This window comes from Ochrobactrum sp. PL_is501 (assembly GCF_055816895.1).
In genome coordinates, this window is record NZ_JBVPGR010000030.1 from 113,714 (window position 1) to 137,707 (window position 23,994).

The 23,994-nt window shown below is 58.7% G+C and carries 21 protein-coding genes; 1 reads left to right on the forward strand and 20 read right to left on the reverse strand.

The window, feature by feature from the left end; all coding sequences use genetic code 11:
* The first annotated feature begins 2 nt into the window (after positions 1–2).
* Positions 3–821 (forward strand): enoyl-ACP reductase FabI, encoded by an 819-nt coding sequence (gene fabI / locus AC0TOF_RS05530; RefSeq protein ID WP_112588485.1) that lies wholly within the window; start codon positions 3–5, stop codon positions 819–821.
* A 48-nt stretch (positions 822–869) separates the two neighbouring features.
* On the opposite strand, the gene AC0TOF_RS05535 is transcribed toward fabI, so the two are convergent.
* From AC0TOF_RS05535 to tsaB, 20 genes are all read right to left on the reverse strand, one after another.
* Positions 870–1,904, reverse strand: a complete 1,035-nt coding sequence (locus AC0TOF_RS05535; RefSeq protein WP_473767478.1) for a class I SAM-dependent methyltransferase — start codon at positions 1,902–1,904, stop codon at positions 870–872.
* Positions 1,905–1,991: 87 nt separating this feature from the next.
* Complete coding sequence (gene pnp / locus AC0TOF_RS05540; RefSeq protein WP_122002903.1) at positions 1,992–4,136, reverse strand: polyribonucleotide nucleotidyltransferase; 2,145 nt, start codon at positions 4,134–4,136, stop codon at positions 1,992–1,994.
* A 269-nt stretch (positions 4,137–4,405) separates the two neighbouring features.
* Complete coding sequence (gene rpsO / locus AC0TOF_RS05545; protein WP_006473093.1) at positions 4,406–4,675, reverse strand: 30S ribosomal protein S15; 270 nt, start codon at positions 4,673–4,675, stop codon at positions 4,406–4,408.
* Positions 4,676–4,833: 158 nt separating this feature from the next.
* Complete coding sequence (truB, locus tag AC0TOF_RS05550) at positions 4,834–5,832, reverse strand: tRNA pseudouridine(55) synthase TruB (protein ID WP_473767479.1); 999 nt, start codon at positions 5,830–5,832, stop codon at positions 4,834–4,836.
* Between the two features lie 3 nt (positions 5,833–5,835).
* Entirely contained in the window at positions 5,836–6,285 is a 450-nt protein-coding gene (rbfA, locus tag AC0TOF_RS05555) for a 30S ribosome-binding factor RbfA (protein WP_473767480.1), read from the reverse strand.
* 181 nt (positions 6,286–6,466) lie between these two features.
* Positions 6,467–9,346, reverse strand: a complete 2,880-nt coding sequence (infB, locus tag AC0TOF_RS05560) for a translation initiation factor IF-2 (RefSeq protein ID WP_122002901.1) — start codon at positions 9,344–9,346, stop codon at positions 6,467–6,469.
* A gap of 246 nt (positions 9,347–9,592) precedes the next feature.
* Positions 9,593–10,207, reverse strand: coding sequence for an RNA-binding protein (locus AC0TOF_RS05565; protein ID WP_473767481.1), 615 nt, complete (start codon positions 10,205–10,207; stop codon positions 9,593–9,595).
* 257 nt (positions 10,208–10,464) lie between these two features.
* Positions 10,465–12,078, reverse strand: a complete 1,614-nt coding sequence (gene nusA / locus AC0TOF_RS05570) for a transcription termination factor NusA (RefSeq protein ID WP_473767482.1) — start codon at positions 12,076–12,078, stop codon at positions 10,465–10,467.
* 53 nt (positions 12,079–12,131) lie between these two features.
* Positions 12,132–12,794, reverse strand: a complete 663-nt coding sequence (rimP, locus tag AC0TOF_RS05575) for a ribosome maturation factor RimP (protein ID WP_473767483.1) — start codon at positions 12,792–12,794, stop codon at positions 12,132–12,134.
* 163 nt (positions 12,795–12,957) lie between these two features.
* Positions 12,958–13,659: a tRNA (guanine(46)-N(7))-methyltransferase TrmB gene (gene trmB, locus AC0TOF_RS05580; RefSeq protein ID WP_473767484.1), complete on the reverse strand. Its 702-nt coding sequence runs from the start codon at positions 13,657–13,659 to the stop codon at positions 12,958–12,960.
* A 122-nt stretch (positions 13,660–13,781) separates the two neighbouring features.
* A complete protein-coding gene (gene metK, locus AC0TOF_RS05585) occupies positions 13,782–15,044 on the reverse strand; it encodes a methionine adenosyltransferase (RefSeq protein ID WP_122002896.1) in 1,263 nt (420 codons plus the stop codon).
* Between the two features lie 262 nt (positions 15,045–15,306).
* Positions 15,307–15,714, reverse strand: a complete 408-nt coding sequence (locus tag AC0TOF_RS05590) for a helix-turn-helix domain-containing protein (protein ID WP_122002895.1) — start codon at positions 15,712–15,714, stop codon at positions 15,307–15,309.
* A gap of 145 nt (positions 15,715–15,859) precedes the next feature.
* Positions 15,860–17,458, reverse strand: coding sequence for an apolipoprotein N-acyltransferase (lnt, locus tag AC0TOF_RS05595; protein WP_473767485.1), 1,599 nt, complete (start codon positions 17,456–17,458; stop codon positions 15,860–15,862).
* Complete coding sequence (locus AC0TOF_RS05600) at positions 17,455–18,567, reverse strand: hemolysin family protein (protein ID WP_122002893.1); 1,113 nt, start codon at positions 18,565–18,567, stop codon at positions 17,455–17,457. The genes lnt and AC0TOF_RS05600 overlap by 4 nt, the downstream gene beginning before the upstream one ends.
* 20 nt (positions 18,568–18,587) lie before the next feature.
* Positions 18,588–19,076: an rRNA maturation RNase YbeY gene (gene ybeY / locus AC0TOF_RS05605; RefSeq protein WP_473767486.1), complete on the reverse strand. Its 489-nt coding sequence runs from the start codon at positions 19,074–19,076 to the stop codon at positions 18,588–18,590.
* Positions 19,077–19,192: 116 nt separating this feature from the next.
* A complete protein-coding gene (locus tag AC0TOF_RS05610) occupies positions 19,193–20,254 on the reverse strand; it encodes a PhoH family protein (protein ID WP_411507541.1) in 1,062 nt (353 codons plus the stop codon).
* Positions 20,255–20,412: 158 nt separating this feature from the next.
* The gene (gene miaB / locus AC0TOF_RS05615) at positions 20,413–21,801 is read right to left on the reverse strand and encodes a tRNA (N6-isopentenyl adenosine(37)-C2)-methylthiotransferase MiaB (RefSeq protein WP_473767487.1); all 1,389 of its coding nucleotides are present in this window, start codon (positions 21,799–21,801) and stop codon (positions 20,413–20,415) included.
* A gap of 55 nt (positions 21,802–21,856) precedes the next feature.
* Positions 21,857–22,660, reverse strand: coding sequence for a lyso-ornithine lipid O-acyltransferase (gene olsA, locus AC0TOF_RS05620; protein WP_473767488.1), 804 nt, complete (start codon positions 22,658–22,660; stop codon positions 21,857–21,859).
* A complete protein-coding gene (rimI, locus tag AC0TOF_RS05625) occupies positions 22,657–23,157 on the reverse strand; it encodes a ribosomal protein S18-alanine N-acetyltransferase (protein ID WP_473767489.1) in 501 nt (166 codons plus the stop codon). The genes olsA and rimI overlap by 4 nt, the downstream gene beginning before the upstream one ends.
* Positions 23,158–23,160: 3 nt before the next feature.
* The gene (gene tsaB / locus AC0TOF_RS05630) at positions 23,161–23,850 is read right to left on the reverse strand and encodes a tRNA (adenosine(37)-N6)-threonylcarbamoyltransferase complex dimerization subunit type 1 TsaB (RefSeq protein WP_473767490.1); all 690 of its coding nucleotides are present in this window, start codon (positions 23,848–23,850) and stop codon (positions 23,161–23,163) included.
* Positions 23,851–23,994 lie beyond the last annotated feature (144 nt).

Here is a 23,994-nt window from a genome sequence, read left to right on the forward strand (position 1 = left end):
ATATGGAAGGTCTGATGAAAGGCAAACGCGGCCTCATCATGGGGGTCGCGAATAATCACTCACTCGCCTGGGGAATTTCAAAGCAACTCGCAGCACAGGGTGCAGAACTCGCCTTCACCTATCAGGGTGATGCGCTCGGCAAGCGCGTAAAGCCGCTTGCCGAACAGGTCGGTTCGGATTTCGTGCTGCCCTGCGATGTTGAAGATATCGAATCGGTCGATGCGGTTTTTGCCGAAATCGAGAAGAAGTGGGGCAAGCTCGATTTCATCGTTCACGCCATCGGCTTTTCCGACAAGAACGAACTGAAGGGTCGCTACGCAGACGTCACCACGCGCGAAAATTTCAGCCGCACCATGGTGATTTCCGCCTACTCCTTCACGGAAATGGCACAGCGCGCCGAAAAGCTCATGAAGGACGGCGGCTCAATCCTGACGCTGACTTATGGCGGATCGACGCGCACCATCCCGAACTACAACGTCATGGGCGTTGCCAAGGCAGCACTTGAAGCCATGGTTCGTTATCTTGCTGCCGATTACGGCCCGCAGGGTATCCGCGTCAATGCGATCTCGGCTGGTCCCGTGCGCACGCTGGCCGGTGCCGGCATTGGCGATGCACGTGCGATCTTCAGCTATCAGCGCCGCAATTCGCCGCTGCGCCGCACCGTCGATATCGACGATGTGGGCAAATCGGCGGTCTATCTGCTGTCCGACCTTTCGAGCGGTGTCACCGGCGAAATCCATTATGTGGATTCGGGCTACAACATCGTCTCCATGCCGACGCTGGAAGAGCTGAAAAGCTCCGACGCCGAACGCGGCGAGTGATCTTCGTTTTGCTCAACAAAAAACCCGGCTGAGATGCCGGGTTTTGTTTTATTTCTTCGCATCGAAGATTTTGAAACCATTCGCCTCTTCAAGAAGCGTCACGTTCTTGAACAGTCCTTTGAGCGTCGTCTCATAAGGCAGCTGACGGTTTGCGACCATCAGCAGCCGTCCGCCGGTTTTCAACCGTGAAGCGGCAGCGGCAATGAATGCCTGCCCCAGCGAAACATCCGTCACCCGCCCCTCATGGAACGGGGGGTTCATGACCACAGTGTCATAGATACCCGTCAGCTTCTCGCTGGTCACATCGAACCAGTTGAAGCTGATCGGCACCGATGGAGCAAGTCGCTCCAGATTGCCGCGTGCGGCTTCCAGCGCCTCATAATCGGCTTCATAAAGGTCTATCGCCTTGATGCGATCAGCAAATTTCAGGCATTGCGCAGCCAGATAGCCCCAGCCAGCGCCCAGATCGGCGACGTTGCCGAAGACGATCCTTTCCATATGCGGCACGAGCAGCGCCGAACCCTTGTCGATGACGCCGTGCGAGAACATGCCGGGTTCGGTCCGGAACACCTCGTCAATATCGCTCGCAAGTGGTTTGAGCGCCGCGATGAAGTCATCGGTCAGATCGGCAGGCCTTCTTAGCCAGAACACCACAGCATGGTTCTTCGACATGCGGTCGCTGATTTCGGCAATATTGCCGACCCATTTCCGGAAACTGTCGATGCCCAGCTTCTTGTCACCGGACACTGCGATCCAGCCGCCCGGCTCAACACGCGCCAGAAGCTCCGCAAACCATGCCTCGTTGCGTCCGCGATGTTTTCCGAGCAGGAGTAGCCCACCGGCGAAACGGCGCTCCTCATCCAATCTAAGGCCTAATCTGGGAACTGCCTTGAAGCCTTCCTTTTCCAACGCAAGCCAATCAGGGCGCCAGGGCTGCAGGAAAGTGAGCGCCTGCTTCCATTCATCTTCAAGGCGCCGGTCAGCAGACAAGCCGCAGGCAAGAAAGAACTGGCCTTCTGCGGGCATATCCAGAATGCCCTGATCGAAGGGGAGAAAGAGGGTTTGTTGTGCCGGTGTAATCATGGCTCATCCATGGTCTTGAAATGAATCCCATGCAACAAAAAAGCGCGCCCGGAGGCGCGCTTTCCAACGTCAGAAAAGACGCAACGCTTATTCAGCGTCAGCTTCTTCCTTCTTCTTTTCCTGAACGATTTCCTTGCCGGTTTCTTGATCAACGACCTTCATCGACAGGCGAACCTTGCCGCGTTCGTCAAAGCCCATCAGCTTGACCCAAACCTTCTGGCCTTCCTTGACCACATCGGTGGTCTTGGCAACGCGGTCGCTAGCCAGCTGCGAAATGTGAACCAGACCGTCACGCGGGCCGAAGAAGTTCACGAAAGCGCCGAAGTCGGCGGTCTTGACGACCGTGCCTTCATAGATTTCGCCGACTTCAGGCTCAGCAACGATCGAATGAATCCACTTCTTGGCGGCTTCGATTTCCTTGCCGTTGGACGAAGCGATCTTCACCGTGCCGTCGTCCTCGATGTTGATCTTGGCGCCGGTCTTTTCCACGATTTCGCGGATGACCTTGCCGCCGGAACCGATCACGTCGCGGATCTTGTCGGTCGGGATGTTCATCACTTCGATGCGCGGGGCAAATTCGCCCAGTTCGTCACGCGAGGTCGACAGAGCCTTGGCCATTTCGCCGAGAATGTGGACGCGACCGCCCTTGGCCTGCTCCAGAGCAACCTTCATGATCTCTTCGGTGATACCGTCGATCTTGATGTCCATCTGGAGCGAGGTGATGCCATTTTCCGTACCGGCAACCTTGAAGTCCATGTCGCCGAGGTGATCTTCATCACCCAGAATGTCAGACAGAACGGCGAAGCGTTCGCCTTCCTTGATCAGGCCCATGGCGATACCGGCAACCGGACGCGCGAGCGGAACGCCTGCATCCATGAGAGCCAGCGACGTGCCGCAGACGGTTGCCATCGAGGACGAGCCGTTCGATTCCGTGATCTCGGAAACGGCGCGGATCGTGTAGGGGAACTGTTCAGCGGCAGGCAGCATCGGATGGATTGCGCGCCATGCGAGCTTGCCATGACCGATTTCGCGACGGCCCGGCGAACCCATGCGGCCGGTTTCGCCGACGGAGTACGGCGGGAAGTTGTAATGCAGCATGAAAGGCTGCTTGTAGGTGCCGGTCAGGGCGTCGATCATCTGTTCGTCTTCGCCGGTGCCGAGCGTGGCGACGACGATAGCCTGCGTTTCACCGCGGGTGAACAGGGCCGAGCCGTGGGTGCGCGGCAGGATGCCGACTTCCGACACGATCGGGCGAACGGTCGAAAGGTCACGGCCGTCGATGCGGCTGCCAGTGTCGAGAATGTTCCAGCGAACAATCTTGGCCTGCAGATGCTTGAAAATGGTCGCGAACTGTTCCGGCGACATCTCGGTTTCTTCCACGCCTTCGGGGAAGAAATGTTCCTTCGCCTTTGCCTTGGCGGCATCGACAGCAGCGTAACGGGCCTGCTTTTCGGTGATCTTGTAAGCGTCGCGCAGATCGTTTTCGACAACGGCCAGCATCTTGGCTTCGAGAGCCGACAGGTCTTCCGGCTGGAAGTCGCGCGGTTCCTTGGCGGCAACTTCAGCGAGCTTGATGATTGCGTCGATGACCGGCTGGAAGCCCTTCTGGCCGAAAACAACGGCGCCAAGCATAACTTCTTCGGAGAGTTCCTGTGCTTCCGATTCAACCATCAGCACGGCTTCCGACGTACCGGCGACAACCAGATCGAGCTTCGATTCCGGCATTTCGTCGATATTCGGGTTCAGAACATATTCGCCGTTGATGTAGCCGACGCGCGCGCCGCCGATCGGGCCCATGAAAGGCACGCCGGAAATGGTGAGAGCAGCGGAAGCGGCAACCATCGACAGGACGTCCGGATCGTTTTCCAGATCGTGCTGGACGACGGTGACGACAACCTGCGTGTCGTTCTTGTAGCCGTCGACGAAGAGCGGACGGATCGGACGGTCGATCAGGCGCGAAACCAGCGTTTCGTTTTCGCTCGGACGACCTTCACGCTTGAAGTAACCGCCAGGGATCTTGCCGGCAGCGTAGGTCTTTTCCTGATAGTTGACGGTCAGCGGGAAGAAATCCTGGCCCGGCTTCGGCTCCTTGGCAGAAACGACAGTCGCCAGAACGACGGTTTCGCCATAGGTTGCGAGAACCGCACCGTCAGCCTGACGGGCGATCTTGCCGGTTTCGAGCGTGAGCGGACGACCGCCCCATTCGATTTCTACTTTATGGGTATTGAACATATCTTGTCCTCATGTGGTGATGCCGCGCAAAAGCGCCTGAAGGCATCGCCGGGTTGGCGGACAGGCCACGGGCAAGACAACGGGAAGCTCGCGGAAAATCAAAACGAACTGCCTGCAATCCTGCCCCATGACTGGTCCAGTCGTGAGCCGTTTGGCTCTCGGGCATCCGATCCGGGAGCACCATGCCGCCGAACCGGGTTTCAAGGGCCACGAATAGCCCCATTCAAAATCAAACGGGCGACGTTTTGAGGCGTCGCCCGATTTCAACCTTAACGGCGCAGGCCGAGACGGCCAATCAGCGCCTGATAACGCGCTTCGTCAATGCCCTTGACATAGTCAAGAAGGCGACGACGCTGCGAAACCAACTTCAGGAGGCCGCGACGCGAATGATTGTCATTCTTGTGGCCCTTGAAGTGTTCGGTGAGGTTGGCGATACGCTCGGAAAGAACGGCAACCTGTACTTCAGGAGAACCGGTGTCGCCTTCCTTGGTGGCGTATTCCTTGATAAGTGCTTGCTTGCGCTCAGCAGTAATCGACATCGTAACACCCTTTCTAGATGAGAGGAAAACCTGACGCCCGGGCCGGGATGTCGTCCAGCGCGGGCCATTTACACGATTGACATGCTTTTACGCATGATCGATGAGGGGCATATAGTGCAAAATCGGCAGGAATGCCAGCCTCAATTCAATTTGCCGCCTCACTGCACGCTTCCGACGAAATCTCGGCCTGTTGTGAAAACACGTTTCGGCTTGAATTGCCCGTGCTCGATATAGCCGATGGCGAGCAATTTTCCGCGTGTGGTGACGCAGGCTTCGTCCGCTTCCAGAGGCGCGTCGCGCCCGCGCAAGATCACCGGATTGCCCAGACGCACGCGCTGGGCCTGATCGTCGGTCAATGGCACCTGCGGCAGGCAGTCGAGCGCGGCGCCCGTATCGATGACCAATGCGTCAATCGCCGAAAAATCGCGGCGAGGCGCGGGTTCAATGATATTGCCGTCCTCATCCTTCGGCGGGAGCGGCGGCCATGCCTGCTCCAGTTCCGCCAATGTCACGGAATCCTCTTCCGTGAACGGCGCGACCTCTATGCGGCGCAACTCCGAAATATGACCGTAACAGCCAAGATCGCGCCCCATGTCGCGCGCCAGCGAGCGCACATAGGTGCCCTTGGAGCATTCAACTTCGAATTCAGTGCGGTCGGCATCCGGAACGCCGACGATCTCCAGACGGTCGATCTCGACTTCACGGGACGGGATTTCGACCGTTTCGCCTTCACGGGCGAGGTCGTAGGCGCGCTCGCCATCGATCTTGATCGCCGAGAACTGTGGCGGAACCTGTGAAATGACGCCGGTATAATTGGGCAACAATACTTCTATATCCGCACGCGTCGGGCGCTTGTCAGAGGTCTTGGTCGGCTGGCCTTCCAGATCGTCGGTCGAACGCTCCTCGCCCCAGCTAACCGTAAAACGGTAGATCTTGGTTCCATCCATGACATAAGGCACGGTCTTGGTCGCTTCGCCCAGCGCTATAGGCAACATGCCGGAAGCAAGCGGATCGAGTGTACCGGCATGACCGGCTTTTTCGGCGTTGAACAGCCACTTGATCTTCGAGACCGCCTCGGTCGATCCCATCCCTTTCGGCTTGTCGAAAATGACCCAGCCGGATATCGGACGACCTTTTTTCTTGCCCCGTCTTGCCATGCTTTATTCGTCTCCATTGCGGGAGGTTTTGTCCTCGCCGTCTTCGTCTTCATTATGGGTCAGGTCGCGGGCGACTTCCGGCGAGCGGAGCAGCGCGTCGATCCTGGAAAAATTGTCAAAGCTGGTATCGGCCCGAAAGCGGAATTCCGGCATGTATTTCATCTGGCTGAGGCTGGGCGCCATGCGGCCACGAATGAACTTCGCATTTGCCGCCAGCGCCTTGATGACCGCCTGCGTATCGGCATCGCCAAGCGGCGTGATGAAACAGGTCGCGATCTTGAGGTCAGGCGACATGCGTACTTCCGAAACGGAAATCACCGTGCGGGCAATGAGATTGTCGCGGATTTCTCCGCGCTGAAGCACCTGCGCCAATGCGTGGCGCACCTGCTCGCCCACGCGAAGCTGGCGCTGGGAGAGGCCGCCCGAGCCTTTTGGATCTGGAGAACGTGCCATGGCTATATCCTCGATAAACAGCCGCCAATCGGCATCCAGCCACAAAGGACTGTCCGACAACATGACTACAAATTGGCAGGCGCAATAATACGCAACTTACCACAATCCAGCCGGGAGTCAGACCCTCTGGACCGGATAACGAAAAGCCGGGCCACCTCTCGACAGCCCGGCGGGATAGTTTTTAAAGCGTGCGCGAAACGTGTTCGACGCGGAAGGCTTCGATGACATCGCCTGCGCGAATGTCGTCGTAGTTCTCGAACGCCATACCACATTCCTGACCGGCAGGAACTTCCGACACTTCGTCCTTGAAGCGCTTGAGCGTCTTGAGCTTGCCTTCGTGGATAACCACGTTGTCGCGGATGAGGCGGACGCCTGCGCCGCGCTCGACCTTGCCTTCGGTGACACGGCAACCGGCAACCTTGCCGACCTTGGTGATGTTGAAGACTTCGAGAATCTCCGCATTGCCAAGGAAGGTTTCGCGGCGTTCCGGCGACAGGAGACCCGACATCGCTGCCTTAACGTCATCGATGAGATCATAGATGATGTTGTAGTAGCGGATTTCGATGCCCTGCTGGTCGGCTGCGTCGCGTGCCTGCTTGTTGGCGCGGACGTTGAAGCCGATGATCGCGGCATTGGAGGCCTCGGCCAGCGACACGTCGCTTTCCGTAATACCGCCTGCGCCCGAATGGACGATGCGGGCGCGAACTTCGTCCGTGCCGAGCTTGTCCAGCGCATTCGAGATCGCTTCGATGGAGCCCTGAACGTCGCCCTTGATGACGAGCGGGAATTCCTTCGTGCCCGAAACCTGAAGCTGGTTCATCATCTGCTCGAGCGAACCGCGCGCACCCGACTGGCGTGCAACCGCCTTGTCACGGGCCAGACGCTGGCGGTACTCAGCGATTTCACGGGCCTTGGCTTCATTGGCAACGACGGCAAAGCGGTCACCCGCCTGCGGCGTTCCCTGAAGACCGAGGATTTCGACCGGCATTGCCGGACCGGCTTCCTTGACATGCTCGCCACGGTCGTTGACCAGGGCGCGCACGCGGCCCCATTCGCTGCCTGCGACAAGAATGTCGCCCGGATGCAGGGTGCCCTTCTGAACAAGAACGGTAGCAACGGAACCGCGACCGCGATCAAGCTGGGCCTCGATGACCACACCTTCGGCGGTACGGGTCGGGTCGGCCTGCAGATCGAGCATTTCAGCCTGAAGCAGAACTGCATCGAGCAACTTGTCGAGGTTGATCTTGTTCTTGGCCGACACTTCGACGTCGAGCACTTCACCGCCCATCGATTCCACGAAGACTTCGTGCTGCAACAGGGCAGTGCGAACCTTCTGCGGATCGGCAGCCGGCTTGTCGATCTTGTTGATCGCCACGATGATCGGAACACCCGCCGCCTTGGCGTGATTGATCGATTCAATCGTCTGCGGCATCACGCTGTCGTCAGCTGCAACCACCAGAATGGCAATATCGGTCGCTTGCGCACCGCGGGCACGCATCGCGGTAAAGGCAGCGTGGCCCGGCGTATCGATGAAGGTGATCTTCTGGCCATTCTGTTCGACCTGATAAGCACCGATATGCTGGGTGATGCCGCCGGCTTCGCCCGACACGACATTGGCATGACGAATGGCATCAAGAAGCGAGGTCTTGCCGTGATCGACGTGGCCCATGATGGTCACGACCGGAGGACGCGAAACCATGGCAGCCTGATTGTCTTCCACGTTGAAGATACCTTCTTCAACGTCGGATTCAGCAACGCGCTTCACGGTATGACCGAATTCTTCAGCGATCAGCTGCGCGGTATCGGCATCGATGACGTCGCCCGGCTTCATCATCTGGCCCTGCTTCATCAGGTACTTGATGATATCGACGGAGCGCTCCGCCATACGCTGGGCCAGTTCCTGCAGCGTGATGGTTTCAGGAATGGTCACTTCACGCGAAATTTTCTCGCGCGTTTCCTGCATCTGCGAACGCTTGAACTTTTCCTGACGACGACGCATCGCCGACAGCGAACGCGACCGGCCTTCCTCTTCGAGGTTGCTGGTGAGCGTCAGCTTGCCGCGGCGGCGATCATCCTCGCCCTTCGTGGCTTTTGGTGCGCGAACTTCCGGCTTCGCGGGAGTACCGCGACGGACTGCGCCACGACGATCATCGTCGTCATCCGACTGACCAGGCTTGCGAAGCTGGCTCTGCGGAAGCGGCTTGCCCGGAATCGGGGCTGCATCGACGAGGCTTGGCGCCGGGCGCGGTCCGCCCTGTTGCGGACGGCCACCTTGCGGCGGACGATTGCCCTGTGGGCGACCAGCCTGCTGCGGGCGATTACCCTGCGGACGTGCATCGTCACGGCGTTCGGTGCGGGCTTCTGGCTGCGGCATACGCTTGGCAGCTTCTTCCTCGGCCTTGCGGCGGGCATCGGCTTCAGCCTTGAGACGGGCTTCTTCTTCCGCCTGACGACGAGCAGATTCTTCGCGTTCCTTGGCGCGGCGCGCATCTTCCTCGGCGCGGCGCTTGGCTTCCTCGACCGCGCGGGCGCGTTCTTCAACTTCACGAACCTGCGCTTCCTCGAGCGCACGGCGACGTGCATCCATTTCGGAGCGCGACAGCGTGTTCAGCACCATGCCGGAGCGGTCGGACGGGCGCGGACGCTGAGCCTGCTGGCCACCGGGGCGCTGCTGGGTCGGGCGCTGCTGCGCGACATGCGGCTTCGTTACCGAAGCAGCGGGTGCCGCCGGCTTCGGTGCCGGAGCTGCGGGCGCTGGCGCACGCGCTGCCGGAGCGGGCTGTGCAGGCTGGGCAGGCTGCGCGGCCTGTGCCGGTGCGGGAGTTGCGGGCGCGGGAGCCGCCGGAGCGGGTGCTGCAGGCCGCGGGGCCGCTGCCTCGACTTCCGGCTTCTCATCAGGCCGCGAGAATTTGCGCTTCTTCGTTTCAACGACGACAGCCTTCGTGCGGCCGTGGCTGAAATTCTGGCGCACGGTGCTCTGCTCGACGCCTGGCCGCTTCATGGTCAGCGTCTTCTTCGTATTAACGCTCAGCGTCTTGTCGTCGTTCGTTTTATCGCTCATTACGTTTCCGTTTCCTTCGCGGCTCCGGCCGCTCTACTCGAGCTTTATCCAACGTGACGGGGTCATGTTGGATAAAGCTCCAGTCATCCGCTTCAACGCGCAATCCGATCCAGGGCTGCCAAAGCCCCTCCAGAGTTGCGCTCTAAAGCGTGTCGCGTTTCATCAAACTCTTACGACACGCTTTACGCTTTTATTTTCATGCATGTCTTTATCCCAAAACCAGTTCCCACTTTTGGGAGACATGCTCTAATCCAGGCCCGACGCGCTTTCACCACGATAGCGATGCAACATAAGTGCCCGCTTTACGAACCCGGCCGCCGCCTTTCCCTCAAGCACGGCTGCATGTATCACATTTCCGCCCCCAAATGCCAAATCCATTTCTTCTCCCGTAAAAAGAGAGAAAGAAGGGATTTCCGGACCATCCAGATGCACCACGGCGCGGCGAGCCTGATCAAGCTTGCGCACACCGTCGGCGGCGGCTTCCTTCGCATGCAACACCATGGCGGCTGTCCCGGTGCGGATCGCCTGATCCACTTTGGTCGAGCCAGAGACCACAGCTCCGGCCTTGCGGGCCAGAGCGAGGCTGCCAAGGGCAGATTTCGTCAGCAACTGGTCTACCAGTGCGCCAAGATCCGCCTGCGGCGTCACGCCTTCTTTCAGCGCACGCGCAAAAAGCTTGCGCTTGACCGCCTCATCCACCAGACGACGCTCGGCCTTGACCCAGCATCCCCTGCCCGGCAGGTTCCTTTTCAAGTCCGGCACCACGGAACCATCGGGACCGGCCACGAAACGGATCAGATCATCGGCAGAACCGCTTTCGCGCGTGACGATACAGGTTCTGTCATTCATATCCTGCTCCACGCGAACTCCAGTCTTGCCATATTGCGGTCTGCCCGCACATCAAATCCAACACGGGGACCCAACGCGGGCGCTGTACCAGAGCCAAAGCCCTACCACAACCCGTAAGATGGCCGGAACCGCACTCGAAAGCCGACTGGCCGATCAATTCGAATGAACGACGACCATTTTTCAGAGCTTAATTGCGAGAGCCGCACAGCTTACGCCTGAATTGCTCCAGACGTAAGAAGCCACGCGGCTCTTTTTATTCCAGCCGCTTCTTAAGAAGCAGCTTCCTCTTCACCGGCTTCTGCTTCAGCGACTTCTTCCTGAGCCGATGCCAGTTCTTCTTCCGTGATCCATCCTGCCTTCAAACGCGCAGTCAGGACCATCTGTTCCGCATCGACGCGCGAAACGTCGAAAGCCGAGAAGATGCCGCTATGAGCGACGGTTTCGCCGTCCTTGCGTTCGCGCCAGCCAACCAGATCGTCGACGGCATAGCCGGCAAAGTCTTCGATCGTCTTGACGCCGTCCTCGCCAACAGCCACCAGCATCGCGGTGGTCATGCCCGGCAGTTCGCGCAGTTCGTCGGCAACGCCCAGTTCCTTGCGGCGATCATCCTGTTCGCTTTCGATGCGATCCAGATATTCGCGGGCACGCTCCTGGATTTCACCAGCCGTATCCTCATCGAAACCGTCGATGGAGGCGATTTCGCCGGGCTCTACATAGGCCAGTTCTTCAACCGATGCGAAACCTTCGGAGGCCAGAACCTGACCTACCATCTCGTCAACGTTGAGCGCTTCCATGAAGAGGGTCGAACGTTCAGCGAATTCCTTCTGGCGACGTTCGGATTCTTCGTCTTCCGTCAGGATATCGATGTCCCAGCCCGTAAGCTGCGAAGCCAGACGCACATTCTGGCCGCGACGACCGATTGCAAGTGATAGTTGGTCATTCGGGACGACAACTTCAATACGTTCGGCATCTTCATCGAGAACAACCTTGGCAACTTCAGCAGGCTGAAGCGCGTTGACGATGAAGGAAGCTGCATCCGGCGACCATGGAATGATGTCGATCTTTTCGCCCTGCAGTTCGCCGACAACGGCCTGAACGCGGGAGCCGCGCATGCCCACGCAGGCGCCGACCGGATCGATGGAAGCATCACGCGAGACAACCGCGATCTTGGCGCGGGAACCCGGATCGCGGGCAACCGACTTGATTTCGATGATGCCGTCGTAGATTTCCGGCACTTCCATGGTGAAAAGCTTCGCCATGAAGGACGGATGGGTACGCGACAGGAATATCTGCGGGCCGCGCTGTTCGCGGCGCACGTCGTACACATAGGCGCGAATGCGGTCGCCATAACGGAAAGCTTCACGCGGGATCAGTTCGTCGCGGCGCACGATGGCTTCGCCACGACCCAGATCGACGATCACATTGCCGTATTCGACCCGCTTCACAGTGCCGTTGACGATTTCGCCAACGCGGTCCTTGTATTCGTCATACTGGCGGTCACGCTCGGCTTCGCGCACTTTCTGCACGATGACCTGCTTTGCCGACTGCGCGGCAATACGGCCAAAATCCATCGGCGGAAGCTGGTCGGCAATGAAATCACCGATCTGTGCGTCGGGATTGCGATCACGGGCGGTGAAGAGCGAAATCTGCGTCGCGTAATCTTCGACGTGCTCGACAACTTCAAGCAGGCGCTGCAGCTTGATCTCACCGGACTTCGCATTGATGTCCGCGCGGATGTTGCTTTCCTGGCCGTAACGCGAACGCGCCGCCTTCTGAATCGCATCGGCCATGGCCGCAAGAACGATCTCGCGGTCGATCGACTTCTCGCGTGCGACCGCATCGGCGATCTGCAGAAGCTCCAGCCTGTTAGCACTGACTGCCATTGGACTCTCCTTGGTGTCGCATCCGGCTCCTCAAGATGCCGGACGCCTGAAACTTATTCTTTATCTTGGGCTTCGTCCGTTGCGGCTCCGCCGGACTGCTCGTCCGCTTCATCGCTACCGAGATCGTCACCCGGAATGCGGCCTTCGCGCAGGGCCTTGTCCTTGCGCAGCGCATCGCGGATCAGGTCATCAGTCAGAACGAGGCGCGCATCCGAGATCAGATCGAATGGAATGCGCACGACAGGTTCGCTGCCATAGGAAATCTGATCGCTTTCGATCACGACAGATTCCGCATCGCCCAGAACGATACGGCCACGGAACTTCTTGCGGCCTTCGTGGACGATCGAGGTTTCCACCTTTGCAATGTGACCGGCCCAGTCAGCGAAGTCCGACTTGCGGACCAGCGGGCGGTCGATACCGGGAGAGGAAATCTCCAGATGGTATTTTCCGTTGATCGGATCTTCCACGTCGAGAACCGGCGCAACCGTGCGGCTAACAAGCTCGCAATCGTCGACCGTCATCGTGCCGTCGGGACGCTCGGCCATGATCTGCAAGGTCTGGCCGTTGAGGCCGGAAAGGCGCACACGCACAAGGCGGAAACCCAGCGTATTGATCACCGGCTCCACAATGCCTGCCACTTTCGCATCGATGCCCGTTTCGCGAATGATACGCTCATCTGCGCTTGCGGCTTCAATTGCCTGTTCCTGTTCCGTCACTCGATAAACCTTTTTACAGAGCCGTAAGTAACAAAAAAGAGCGGGTCCGGGAGGGCCCACTCTTGTTCAAACGACCAAGAATTTGAAACCTATATACCAGCAGAGGCGGATTTTTTCAAGACCGCTTCTGCTGTTCGATTCATTCCGTACGCGGTCAGCAGCTTCATCGGCGGATGAAGGTCAGATAGGCGGCCCGCCGACCTTCACGAAACGCCTTCGCTTCGTATCGGGTGCCCGGCCAGCCTTCATATGCCTCATTCCAATCGGACGGGCCTTCCGCCTGCCACTCGAAAGCGGGATGACGGCGACAATGCTGGAGGGTCCAGTTGACATAATGTTCTATATCCGAGGCAAAGCGGAATTTCGCACCGGGCTTCAGCACGCGGGCGAAGCGGTCGAGATTGGCGTCGCTCACAAAGCGACGCTTCCAGTGGCGTCGCTTGTGCCAGGGATCGGGATAGAAAAGATCAATGCCGGAAAGGGACGCATCGGGCAGCCAGTCCAACACCGCCGTTGCATCCTCGTCGTAGAGACGCAGATTGTGTCGCGGTTCGCTGTCCAATGCCGCCAGCATCTTGGCCATGCCGTTGATGAACGGCTCAACCCCGATGAAACCGGTCTGCGGATAGCGGCCTGTCTCATGGTGCAGATGCTCACCGCCGCCAAAACCGATTTCCAGACGCACGGCATCGACCTTAGTTTCAAAAAGCGTGCGCAAATCCTGCTGTGCCGGGTTTTCGACATCGATCTTCAGGCGCGGCAGAAGGTCCTCGAACAGGTTCTTCTGATGGCTTCGCAGAGGCTTGCCGTGGCGACGGCCGAAGAAATTTCCGGCACCGCGCAGAGGATGAGATTCTTCGGTCATATTTTATCCGTGGCATCATAGCAGGTTCGAATAACAGAAGAGCGCGATCCAAGACCGCGCTCCTCGAAAATCGTCGGGACACATAACGCCAAGCGGCCCGTGATGCAACTTTCCGCCGGAAGTTACGCCACCGCCGCCTTCAGCGCCTTGGTCAAGTCCGTCTTCTCCCAGGAGAACGAACCGTCACGGCCAGGCTTGCGTCCGAAATGGCCATAGGACGAGGTTTTGGCATAGATCGGCTTGTTGAGGTCGAGATGCTTGCGGATACCCGTCGGCGACAGATCCATGACCTCGCGAAGCGCGTCCTCGACAGCGGATTCAGCAACCTTGCCGGTGCCGTGCAGATCAACATAGACCGAAAGCGGCTGCGCGACGCCGATGGCATAGGAGAGCTGGATCGTGCAGCGGTCGGCAAGACCGGCGGCAACCACGTTCTTGGCAAGATAGCGCGCGGCATAGGCAGCGGAGCGATCCACTTTGGTCGTGTCCTTGCCCGAGAATGCGCCGCCGCCATGAGGGGCTGCGCCGCCATAGGTATCCACGATGATCTTGCGGCCCGTCAGGCCCGCATCGCCATCTGGCCCGCCAATGACGAACTTGCCGGTCGGATTGATGTACCAGTTGCAATTGGCCGCTATCGGGAGGTCGCCCAGCGCTTCCCGGATATAAGGTTCGACAACCGAACGGACCTTTTTCGAATCCCAGCTTGCATCCAGATGCTGCGTGGAAAGAACGATCTGCGTGACCTCGGCGGCCTTGCCGTTCTCGTAGCGCACCGTGACCTGGCTCTTGGCGTCGGGACCGAGCTTGCCCGCATCGCCCTCGCCCTTGTGGCGGGCCTCAGAGAGCTTTTCGAGAATCTTGTGGGAATAATAGATCGGCGCCGGCATGAGGTCCGGGGTTTCGCGGCAGGCATAGCCGAACATGATGCCCTGATCGCCTGCACCTTCCTCGCCCTGACGGTCGGCGGCGTTGTCCACGCCCTGGGCAATGTCGGCGGATTGCGGATGCAGAAGCACGTCGATCTTCACTGTCTTCCAGTTAAAACCGTTCTGTTCGTAACCGATTTCCCGGATCGCCTTGCGTGCCGCCGAGCGGAAACGCGAAGGATTGATCAGCGGATGCCCGGCGGCATCATGGGCGATCGTTCCGTCCTTATTCTTCTTCAGGAAAGTATCCGGCACGCGCACTTCGCCGGCAATGACCACGCGATTGGTGGTGGCAAGCGTTTCGCAAGCGACACGAACAGACCAAGGATCGACGCCGGTGCGGCGCGCTTCCTTGTAGATCATGTCCACGATTTCATCGGAGATGCGGTCGCAAACCTTGTCCGGATGACCTTCGGACACAGATTCGCTGGTGAAGAGATAAGAACTGCGCGACACGGGTAACCCCTCTTGAAAATCCAGCGGAGAATATTTCCGCCATGGAAACACAGTAGCGCCCGGAACAGGTTCCAGCGTTCCGGGCACGGTAATGTGTTAGCGAAGTTGGGATTAAACCGTCAATGCATATTCTTGTTGCGACAGTGCCCCGGCGCGAAAATTCGTTCCAGATGGCATTTTCTGCCTGTTCCGGCGCTGTGAAGCGCAAAGTCCCGCGGGACATGGCCATGTCCCGCACAAATCGCTCTTTCCGGATATGCTATCAGTCAGCGTCCGCCGCGAGCGACTTCACGAGATCGATGATCTTGCGGCGCACTTTAGGATCTGAAATTTTCGTGAATGCGCGGGTCAGCTGAACACCTTCATTGGAATTCAGAAAATCCACGACATAGGTCGCTTCATTGTCCTCTGCAAAACCGGACTGGTTCGAGGAGCCCGGCGCATCTTCAAAAAAGAAGGAAACCGGAACGTTCAAAATCGCCGAGATCGCTTGAAGACGGCTTGCACCGACGCGGTTGGTGCCTTTCTCGTATTTCTGGATTTGCTGAAAGGTGATTCCGAGGTTTTCGCCGAGTTTTTCCTGACTGAGGCCCAGCATGTTACGGCGGAGACGGATGCGGCTGCCGACATGCACGTCAATGGGGTTGGGCTTCTTTTTGTTCTCAATCATACAACTGTCACTCCTCGCAGCTGCGAGCTTTCATTCATGCTCTGTTCATCTGAACAGCGATACTAATAAGTTTTGGGAGGTAGTCTGACGATTTTCCGCAAAAACCGTCGCCGCCGAGCCATAACATCGTAACAATATTAGTCTGTCAATGAAAACGCCTGCCGTTTGGCAGTCGGAAAGCCACGCTCAACACGAGTAAGGTTAACAGCGCTACCAGAGATTGTCGCGACCCGGGTGGCGTGCCCCAAAATGGTGCACGAGTTGACGGTAGGTAAGCGTCAATGACCCCGACAGCATCGTGCGCGAGGCCATCGATGATTCGACCATAGGCATCAACAATAGCTGAAAGACCATTATTGGCTGCGCGAATGAGGGGCAGGCCTTGCTCCACGGCGCGGACTTGTGCCTGCCGGAAATGCTGGTACGGTCCCGGTGTATCTCCATACCACGCGTCATTTGTCACATTGATGATGGCGCTTGCCCTCTGGCCCGAATATCCGAGTTCATCGGGGAAAATCGCCTCGTAACAGATCAGCGGCAAGAAGGTTTGGCCAGCTTTCGCGTTCAGCGCCCGGCGCGTGGTGCCAGCGGTAAACCCACCGGGCATTTCCACCACCTCCTGAAGCCCGAGCCTGCGAAGAAAATTCTCATAAGGCAGATATTCGCCAAAGGGGACGAGATGCACCTTGTCGGCGGCGTCGACAATGACGCCGCGATCATCAATCGTATAGATCGAATTATAATAACGCGGCTGGTCACCCGCTGCCCCCTTCTCTTCACGGACAGCACCGGTCAGCAGCACCTGCCCGTCCTGCAAAACCTCGCCAATGCGCGACAGCGCTTCCGGCGTCGAGGTGAGAATATAAGGAACCGCTGTTTCCGGCCAGACGATGACATCGGGCTTCGGCTTGCCTTCGGCAGGAGCCTCACCTGCCAGAGACACCAGCTTGTCAAAGATCGACCGGCGCTCCGCATTATCCCATTTCATGGTCTGGGCAATGGAAGGCTGCACGATGCGCACTGCGAGCGCGCCCTTTTCCTCGCCGATGGCGGGAGCATGTGAAAGCGTCCAGGCACCGAAACCGAGGTGGCTGATGACAAGTATAAGCGCAGCCGCAATGCCTGTCTTCGCAAACCGCCCGCCGATGAGCAGGGCCGGGGCGGCAAAGACGAAAACAGCCGCTGCACTCATTCCGATCAGCCCCGCCACGGCGACCGACTGCATCAGGAGCGGAGTCGGCATGACGGCATAGCCAATGGCGTTCCAGGGAAAGCCGGTGAACAGGAAAAGGCGTAGCCATTCTGCCAATGCAAAACCAAAAGCAAGCGCGACGATGCGCCCCAAACCGTCCGACCAGAAGATGCGGGCAACCGCGGTTGCAAACGCATAGAACAATGCGAGAAAGGCGGGCAGGCCCAGAACAGCGAGCGGCAAGGCCCAGGCAAACTGGTCCGCATCGACCAGCAGCGCCGTACCGATCCACCACAATCCGGAAACGAAATAGCCGAAGCCAAACCACCAGCCAACCATGGCTGCGGGAAGGAGGCGGCGAACAGGCCCCGCATTGACGGTGGCGACGGCGCCATCAATCAGCCAGACCAGAATGGGAAATGAGATGAAGCCAGCGACAAAAACATCGAATGGCGGCTGGGTCAGCGTGGCGAAAGCGCCACTGAGAAAAGCGGCCAGCGCACGACGCCAGCCGCTCGAAAGAATGATCCTCCCCGCCAGCCTTTCGATCATCCGGCCTCTTTGGAGGTGTCGGTTGCGGGTTCGGCTTCACCCGGTCTGGCTGAAACGACTGCCCGTTGCTGGCGACGGCGATCGGCTGCGGAGAGCGGCACAATCCGCACCTTCTTCACGCGACGCGGATCAACTTCCAGCACATGGAACTCGTAACCCGGAATAGCCTGCACGACCTCGCCACGAACCGGAATGCGCCCGAGCACGGAGAAGATGAGACCGCCAACGGTGTCAACGTCCTCGCCATGTTCGCCCACTTCGAAAGACGGGCCGATTTTCGCGGCCAGTTCTTCCAGATCGGCGCGCGCATCGACAACGAACACGCCATCGGCTTCTTCGGCGATCATGATTTCTTCGTCGTCATGTTCGTCTTCGATGTCGCCCACAACCATTTCGACGATGTCTTCCAGCGAGACCAGACCGTCGGTTCCGCCATATTCATCGATGACCAGCGCCATCTGGATATGGGTCGCCTGCATGCGCGCCATCAATCCGCTCGCCATCATGGATGGCGGCACGAACAGCACCTTGCGCATGAGATTGAGTTCACCGATCGTCTTGGTGAGATCGATGCGGCCCATGTCGAACTTCGCGGCCTTGTCTTCGGCTGTCGCCTTGCTGCGTGTGCTGCTGCGGCGCGTGGTCTTCTGGCGGGCCTGCTTGGTGATGTAATTGAGAACATCGCGGATATGGATCATGCCGCGTGGATCGTCCAGCGTCTCGGCATAGACCGGCATGCGCGAATGGCCGGATTTTTCGAAAAGCTCCAGCACTTCCCACAGAGGCGTGGAGATTTCCACCGCCTCGACATCGGCGCGCGGGATCATCACGTCTTCGACGCGGATTTCGCGCAGGCGAAGGATATTGTGCAGCATCGCCTTTTCTTCTGGCGAGAATGCTGAATCCTGCTCGCTTGCCGTGCTGGAAAGGGCATCGGCCAGATCTTCGCGCAGCGAAGATGATTGGCGCGAACGCATGAACGGGAAAATATTGGACAACAAGGAACGCTTCTCGGCCACTACGGGCCGCTGCGTACTTTGCCCTTCGGCGTCTTGAGTCTCGCTGCGATTTTCGCCAGCGGACGGAGGGTGCGATGTTTGATCAGCCATGGTCAATCGTTGTTCGTGTTCTAATCGGATACAGCATAAGGGTCGGGAATGGCAAGAGCATGAAGGATTTCGCGCTCGCGCGCCTCCATCACTTCCGCTTCCTCATCGGTTTCATGATCGTACCCCAAAAGGTGCAGAAACCCATGCACAACGAGGTGCGCAAGATGGTTTTCGAGCGGCTTGCCTTCCTCCTTCGCCTCACGCTCCACCGTCTCGCGCGCGATGACGATGTCGCCCAGCATCGGGCCCGGCTGAGAACCGGCCTTCACCGGAAAGGCCGGAAAGGACAGAACATTGGTCGGCTTGTCCTTGCCACGCCATTCTGCGTTCAGGGTCTGGATTGAGGCATCGTCGGTGAAGACCACACTCAGTTCGCTTGCCGCGCTTTTGAGGCCCAGACTGGTCCAGGCGGCTTCGACCGGCTTCCTGACGAGACCTTCAAGGCTCGCTTCGTCCGGCCAGTTGCCGGCTTCAATCATGATATCGATATGGATCGCGTTGTCTGACACGTTATGCAGCGGTCGCCTTCCAGCAGACCGCTTCGTCCTTTCAATTGTATGAGAGCTGCCTGCCCAAAAGGCAGACAGCATTTTTTAAATCGTGATTCCGATCGGCAATTGCAAGATCATTCCGAACGCGCGTGCTGTTTGCCGTCGCGATCGTAGGCACCGACAATGGCCGCCACAAGCGGATGACGCACGACGTCCTTTTCTGTGAAGCGCACTTTGATGACGCCCTCCACGTCGTCCAGCACGCGAAGCGCCTCTACCAACCCTGATTTCTGGCCCGGCGGAAGGTCGATCTGGCTTGGGTCGCCAGTCACGATCATGCGCGATCCTTCACCGAGACGGGTCAGGAACATCTTCATCTGCATGGAGGTTGTGTTCTGCGCCTCATCGAGAATGACCGCAGAATGCGCCAGCGTACGCCCGCGCATGAAGGCAAGGGGCGCGATTTCGATCACACCTGCGGTAATGGCACGCTCGACCTTTTCCGCTGGCATCATGTCGTAAAGCGCATCGTAAAGCGGGCGCAGATAGGGATCGACCTTTTCCTTCATGTCACCCGGCAAGAAGCCAAGGCGCTCGCCTGCTTCCACAGCCGGACGGGAAAGAATGATCCGCTCGACAAGACCACGCTCAAGAAGCATCGCCGCATGGGCAACAGCAAGATAGGTTTTGCCCGTACCGGCGGGACCAACGCCGAACACCAGTTCCGACCGGTCGAGCGCACGCATATAGGCATCCTGCGTCGGCGTGCGGGCGAAGATTGTCTTCTTGCGCGTGGAAATCTGGGCGGCGGAAAGCTTTCCCTTGTTTTCCATCGTTGGCAAGGTGAGCTGGTCGTCGGCGGCAATAGCCATGCGCAGCGCGCCATCCACATCCGACACCGTCAGCTCATGGCCCTTCTGCAGCGTTTCATAAAGATGGTCGAGCGCGCGGCGCGCCTGTTCGGTCGCGGTCGGCTCGCCCCGGATCGACAGCTGATTTCCCTTGGAGCGGACATCCACGCCAAGCTTCTGTTCGATACGGGCAAGGTTTTCATCGAACTGACCGTAAAGCGCGCTGGCAAGACGGTTGTTGTCGAAGGTGAGCACGATATGGGCCATATCCGAGGCCCCGGTCGTCGGGCTTTTTTGCGTTTGATTGGTTGGCTTGGCAGATTTCAGCTTTTCCGTAGCGCTCAACCGTATCTCCTTAAAGCACAATCCTGAAAAGTTGCAGACTTCTCAGACCAGATTATGCGCGAACACAAACCGTCCACGCATTGCAATCACAGTCTCGACAGGATTACCGGCAAGCGACTCAAGACGCCGAAATTTTCTGCCTCGGCATCATCATGCCTTCAGGCCAGTTTTTGCGCAATAAGGCTATTGGTCCCTGTGGAGGTGATTTTCACATGAATGATGTCGCCGATCCTGTCACTGTTGCCATCGATGATGACAGGCAGGAGCCATGGCGAGCGGCCCACCATCTGACCGGCCTCGCGGCCGGGCTTTTCCAGAAGCACATCCATCTCGCGACCGATCATGGAATCCTGGAACGCATATTGCTGTTCCGACAGCAGCGCCTGAAGGCGCTGGAGACGCTCGTCCTTCACCGCTTCCGCAACATGATCGTCAAGATCGGCGCCGGGCGTACCGGGGCGCGGAGAATATTTGAATGAATAGGCCTGCGCGTAATTGACCTCCCGCACGAGCCGCATCGTATCCTCGAAATCCTGATCGGTTTCGCCGGGAAAACCGACGATGAAATCGCCCGACAGCGCCATATCCGGGCGCACTTCACGAATACGCTCGATCAGGCGCAGATATTCATCCGCCTTGTGACGGCGGTTCATTGCCTTGAGAATCCGGTCCGAGCCGGACTGCACTGGCAGATGCAGATAGGGCATCAATTGCCGCAGGTCGCGATGGGCGGCAATCAGGCTGTCGTCCATGTCGCGCGGGTGGCTGGTCGTGTAACGAAGGCGCGCAATGCCTGGAATGCGCGCAAGGCGGAACAGTAATTCGCCGAGGCCCCATTCGCGGCCATCGTCGCCAGCGCCGTGCCAGGCATTGACGTTCTGGCCAAGCAGGGTCAGTTCACGCACGCCGCTATCGGCAAGGCGCTCGGCCTCCGCCACGATCTGCTTCACGCTACGCGAAACCTCGGAACCGCGCGTATAGGGAACCACGCAGAAGGTACAGAACTTGTCGCAGCCTTCCTGCACGGTCAGGAACGCGGAAACACCACGCTTGCGCGTTTCCTCGCGCTTGGGCGACGGCAGATGTTCGAATTTATCTTCGAGAGCGTATTCCGTCTCAACGACCTTTTCGCCGCTGCGAACCCGCGCAAGCGCATTGGGCAGGCGATGATAGGTCTGCGGCCCGATGACGAGATCGACATTCGGCGCGCGGCGCAGGATTTCCTGTCCCTCGGCCTGCGCGACGCAACCCGCGACGCCAATGGTCAATTCCTTGCCATTCGCTTCACGCGCATCCTTCATCTTCCGCAGACGACCAAGCGCGGAATAGAGCTTTTCCGATGCTTTTTCGCGAATATGACAGGTGTTCAGCAAGACCAGATCGGCATCGTCCGGTGTGTCGGTCGCGACATAGCCTTCCGCGGCAAGGCTGTCGGCCATGCGCTGGCTGTCATAGACATTCATCTGGCAGCCATAGGTCTTTACGAAAACCTTGCGCGCGTTGGGGCGCTCTGCCGTGGGGTCGAGATCGGTAATATTGTCGCTCATGCGCGGCTATCTACAGCTTTTGTCGCCATTTTGGAAGGTGACAATCTGACGGCTGTCACTCTTCGGGAATATCGCGGCCCAGCAATGCACTTTGCAAAAGCGCGCGCACCCGGTTTTCCATTGTGCGAGCAAGCGCCTTGCGATCGGTCCCGGCCGTTACGACGACAGGTTCCCCGAAACGCACTTCGACGTCTATCGCCCCTTCCCGCAAGATACCTTTGAGATGCGGCATCAGCTCGACATCGCCCGGCCATGCGGCAATCGGGCGGAAATAACGGCCCATCGCCATGCCGTGAACCCCGGTATAGGCAATGGCGACCGGTTGAACCATGACTTCCGGTAGGTTCGTTTCCTTGATCGCAGCATGCGCCGCGCCGAAAAGCGCTGTCTTGAACGGCAAAACGCGATTGCCATCCGATGTCGTGCCTTCGGCGAACAACACCATTGCGTCCTCGGTTGCCAGACGCCGTGCAATCTCCGACGTTTGCTCTCCTGTCTTGCCGCGCCGCTCGCGCTCCACGAAAACCGTGCGCTGCAGAACGGCGAACATGCCGAAAACCGGCCAGCCGCGCACCTCGGACTTCGCAATAAACGATACCTGCCCCACCGCCGAGAGTACGACAATGTCGCTCCATGAGGTATGGTTGGAAACAAGGAGAAGGGGGCGGCCCTCGTGCATCTGGCCAACAGTCCTGATGCGGAAGCCGAACAGGCGCGCCACGACGCGGTGGAAGAAGTTTGGCAGACGGCGCTTCCACCCGTTCTTCATTTTCAGAAACAGATATTGAAACGGGATCAGCGACAGGCTCAGCGCAACCATGGCCGCGACAACCAGAAATATCCTGATCGCGCCGATCATTGCGCCCTCTTCAGGTCACGCCGGAGGATGAGCGCTGCCGAGCGGCCGTTCGGCGTTTCGTAATAGGCAGGACGGTCGCCGACTTTCTGGAAGCCGAGGCGGCGATAAAGGGCCTGCGCAGCGACATTCGCCTCGTCCACCTCGAGAAAAAGCGTTTCGGCCCGTTCCTGATAAAGATGGCGCAGAACGGCATCCATCAGCGCACGCCCGACGCCCTGCCGCTGCACGTCGCGCGCGACGGCGATGGTGAGGATTTCCGCTTCTCCAGCCACAAGACGCGCCAGCACAAAGCCACAGGCGTCATTGGGTTTACCCTCCGTACGGGCAACGAAGCCGAAAACCGTATCCTGTGCAATCAGTGACCGGAAATCGTCGGAACTCCAGCCATGAAGGAAAGCGACGGCGTGAATGCGCTGGATCGCATGACTGTCCTGGGCGCGCAATGGTTCTACCGAAACCTCCCTGCGACCGAAACGGCCGAACGGCAAGCCCATCATCGGCTATTCCCCGGCGCTCTTCCGCGGCAACGCAAATCCGACCTGCGGTTTTGCATCGGGTCCGCGCATGTAAAGCGGCTTCGGCGCATCCCCCGGCTGGCGGGAACTTGCCAGACGCGCATAGGTGCCGATTTTTGCAGTCGGTTCAACCGGGCCCAGCGCGAAGCGGCCGCCAATTGCTTCATTGATTGAGCGAGCGGCGGAGCCAGCAAGAACCGTCTTTTCCGCTTGGGACGCTGCATGAGCCTCTGCTTCCTCCCGCGACAGAACCAGCGGCTCTGCGCTGGCGGTCCCCTTTGCGTCGAACGATTGCGCATAAATCTCGCCGCGATGGGCGTCGAGAAAGACCAGTACCGGTTTTTCCGGGCTCTCGATCCGGGTTTCAGAGGCAAGCGCTTCGAAGGCTGTTATCCCGATGGCTGGCACGCCCAGCGCCAGCGCGAAACCACGGGCCGCCGAGACACCGATACGAACGCCGGTAAACGATCCCGGCCCTATATTGACCGCCACCCCATCCATGTCGCGAAGCGATAGTCTCGCTTCCGTCAAAGCCCGTTCGACATAGGTCATCAATACTTCCGCGTGACCCTTGCCAATGTTTTCGCTCACATCGGCAAGCACCACATCGCCATCGGAAGCATAGACGGCAACAGAACACCACGAAGCGGCAGTATCGAGCGCAAGTATCTTCATGCGCAACCGGGTAAATCAGAATTTGCGCTGCGACAAGCCGTAACTTGGTGGAAGCCGGACCGGCGCCGTTTTTTTGCCGTTTCTCACGGAACAAAAACTGCCCACATGCATTTCACCCCCGGGTGCGGGAATGTTTTGCGTTGC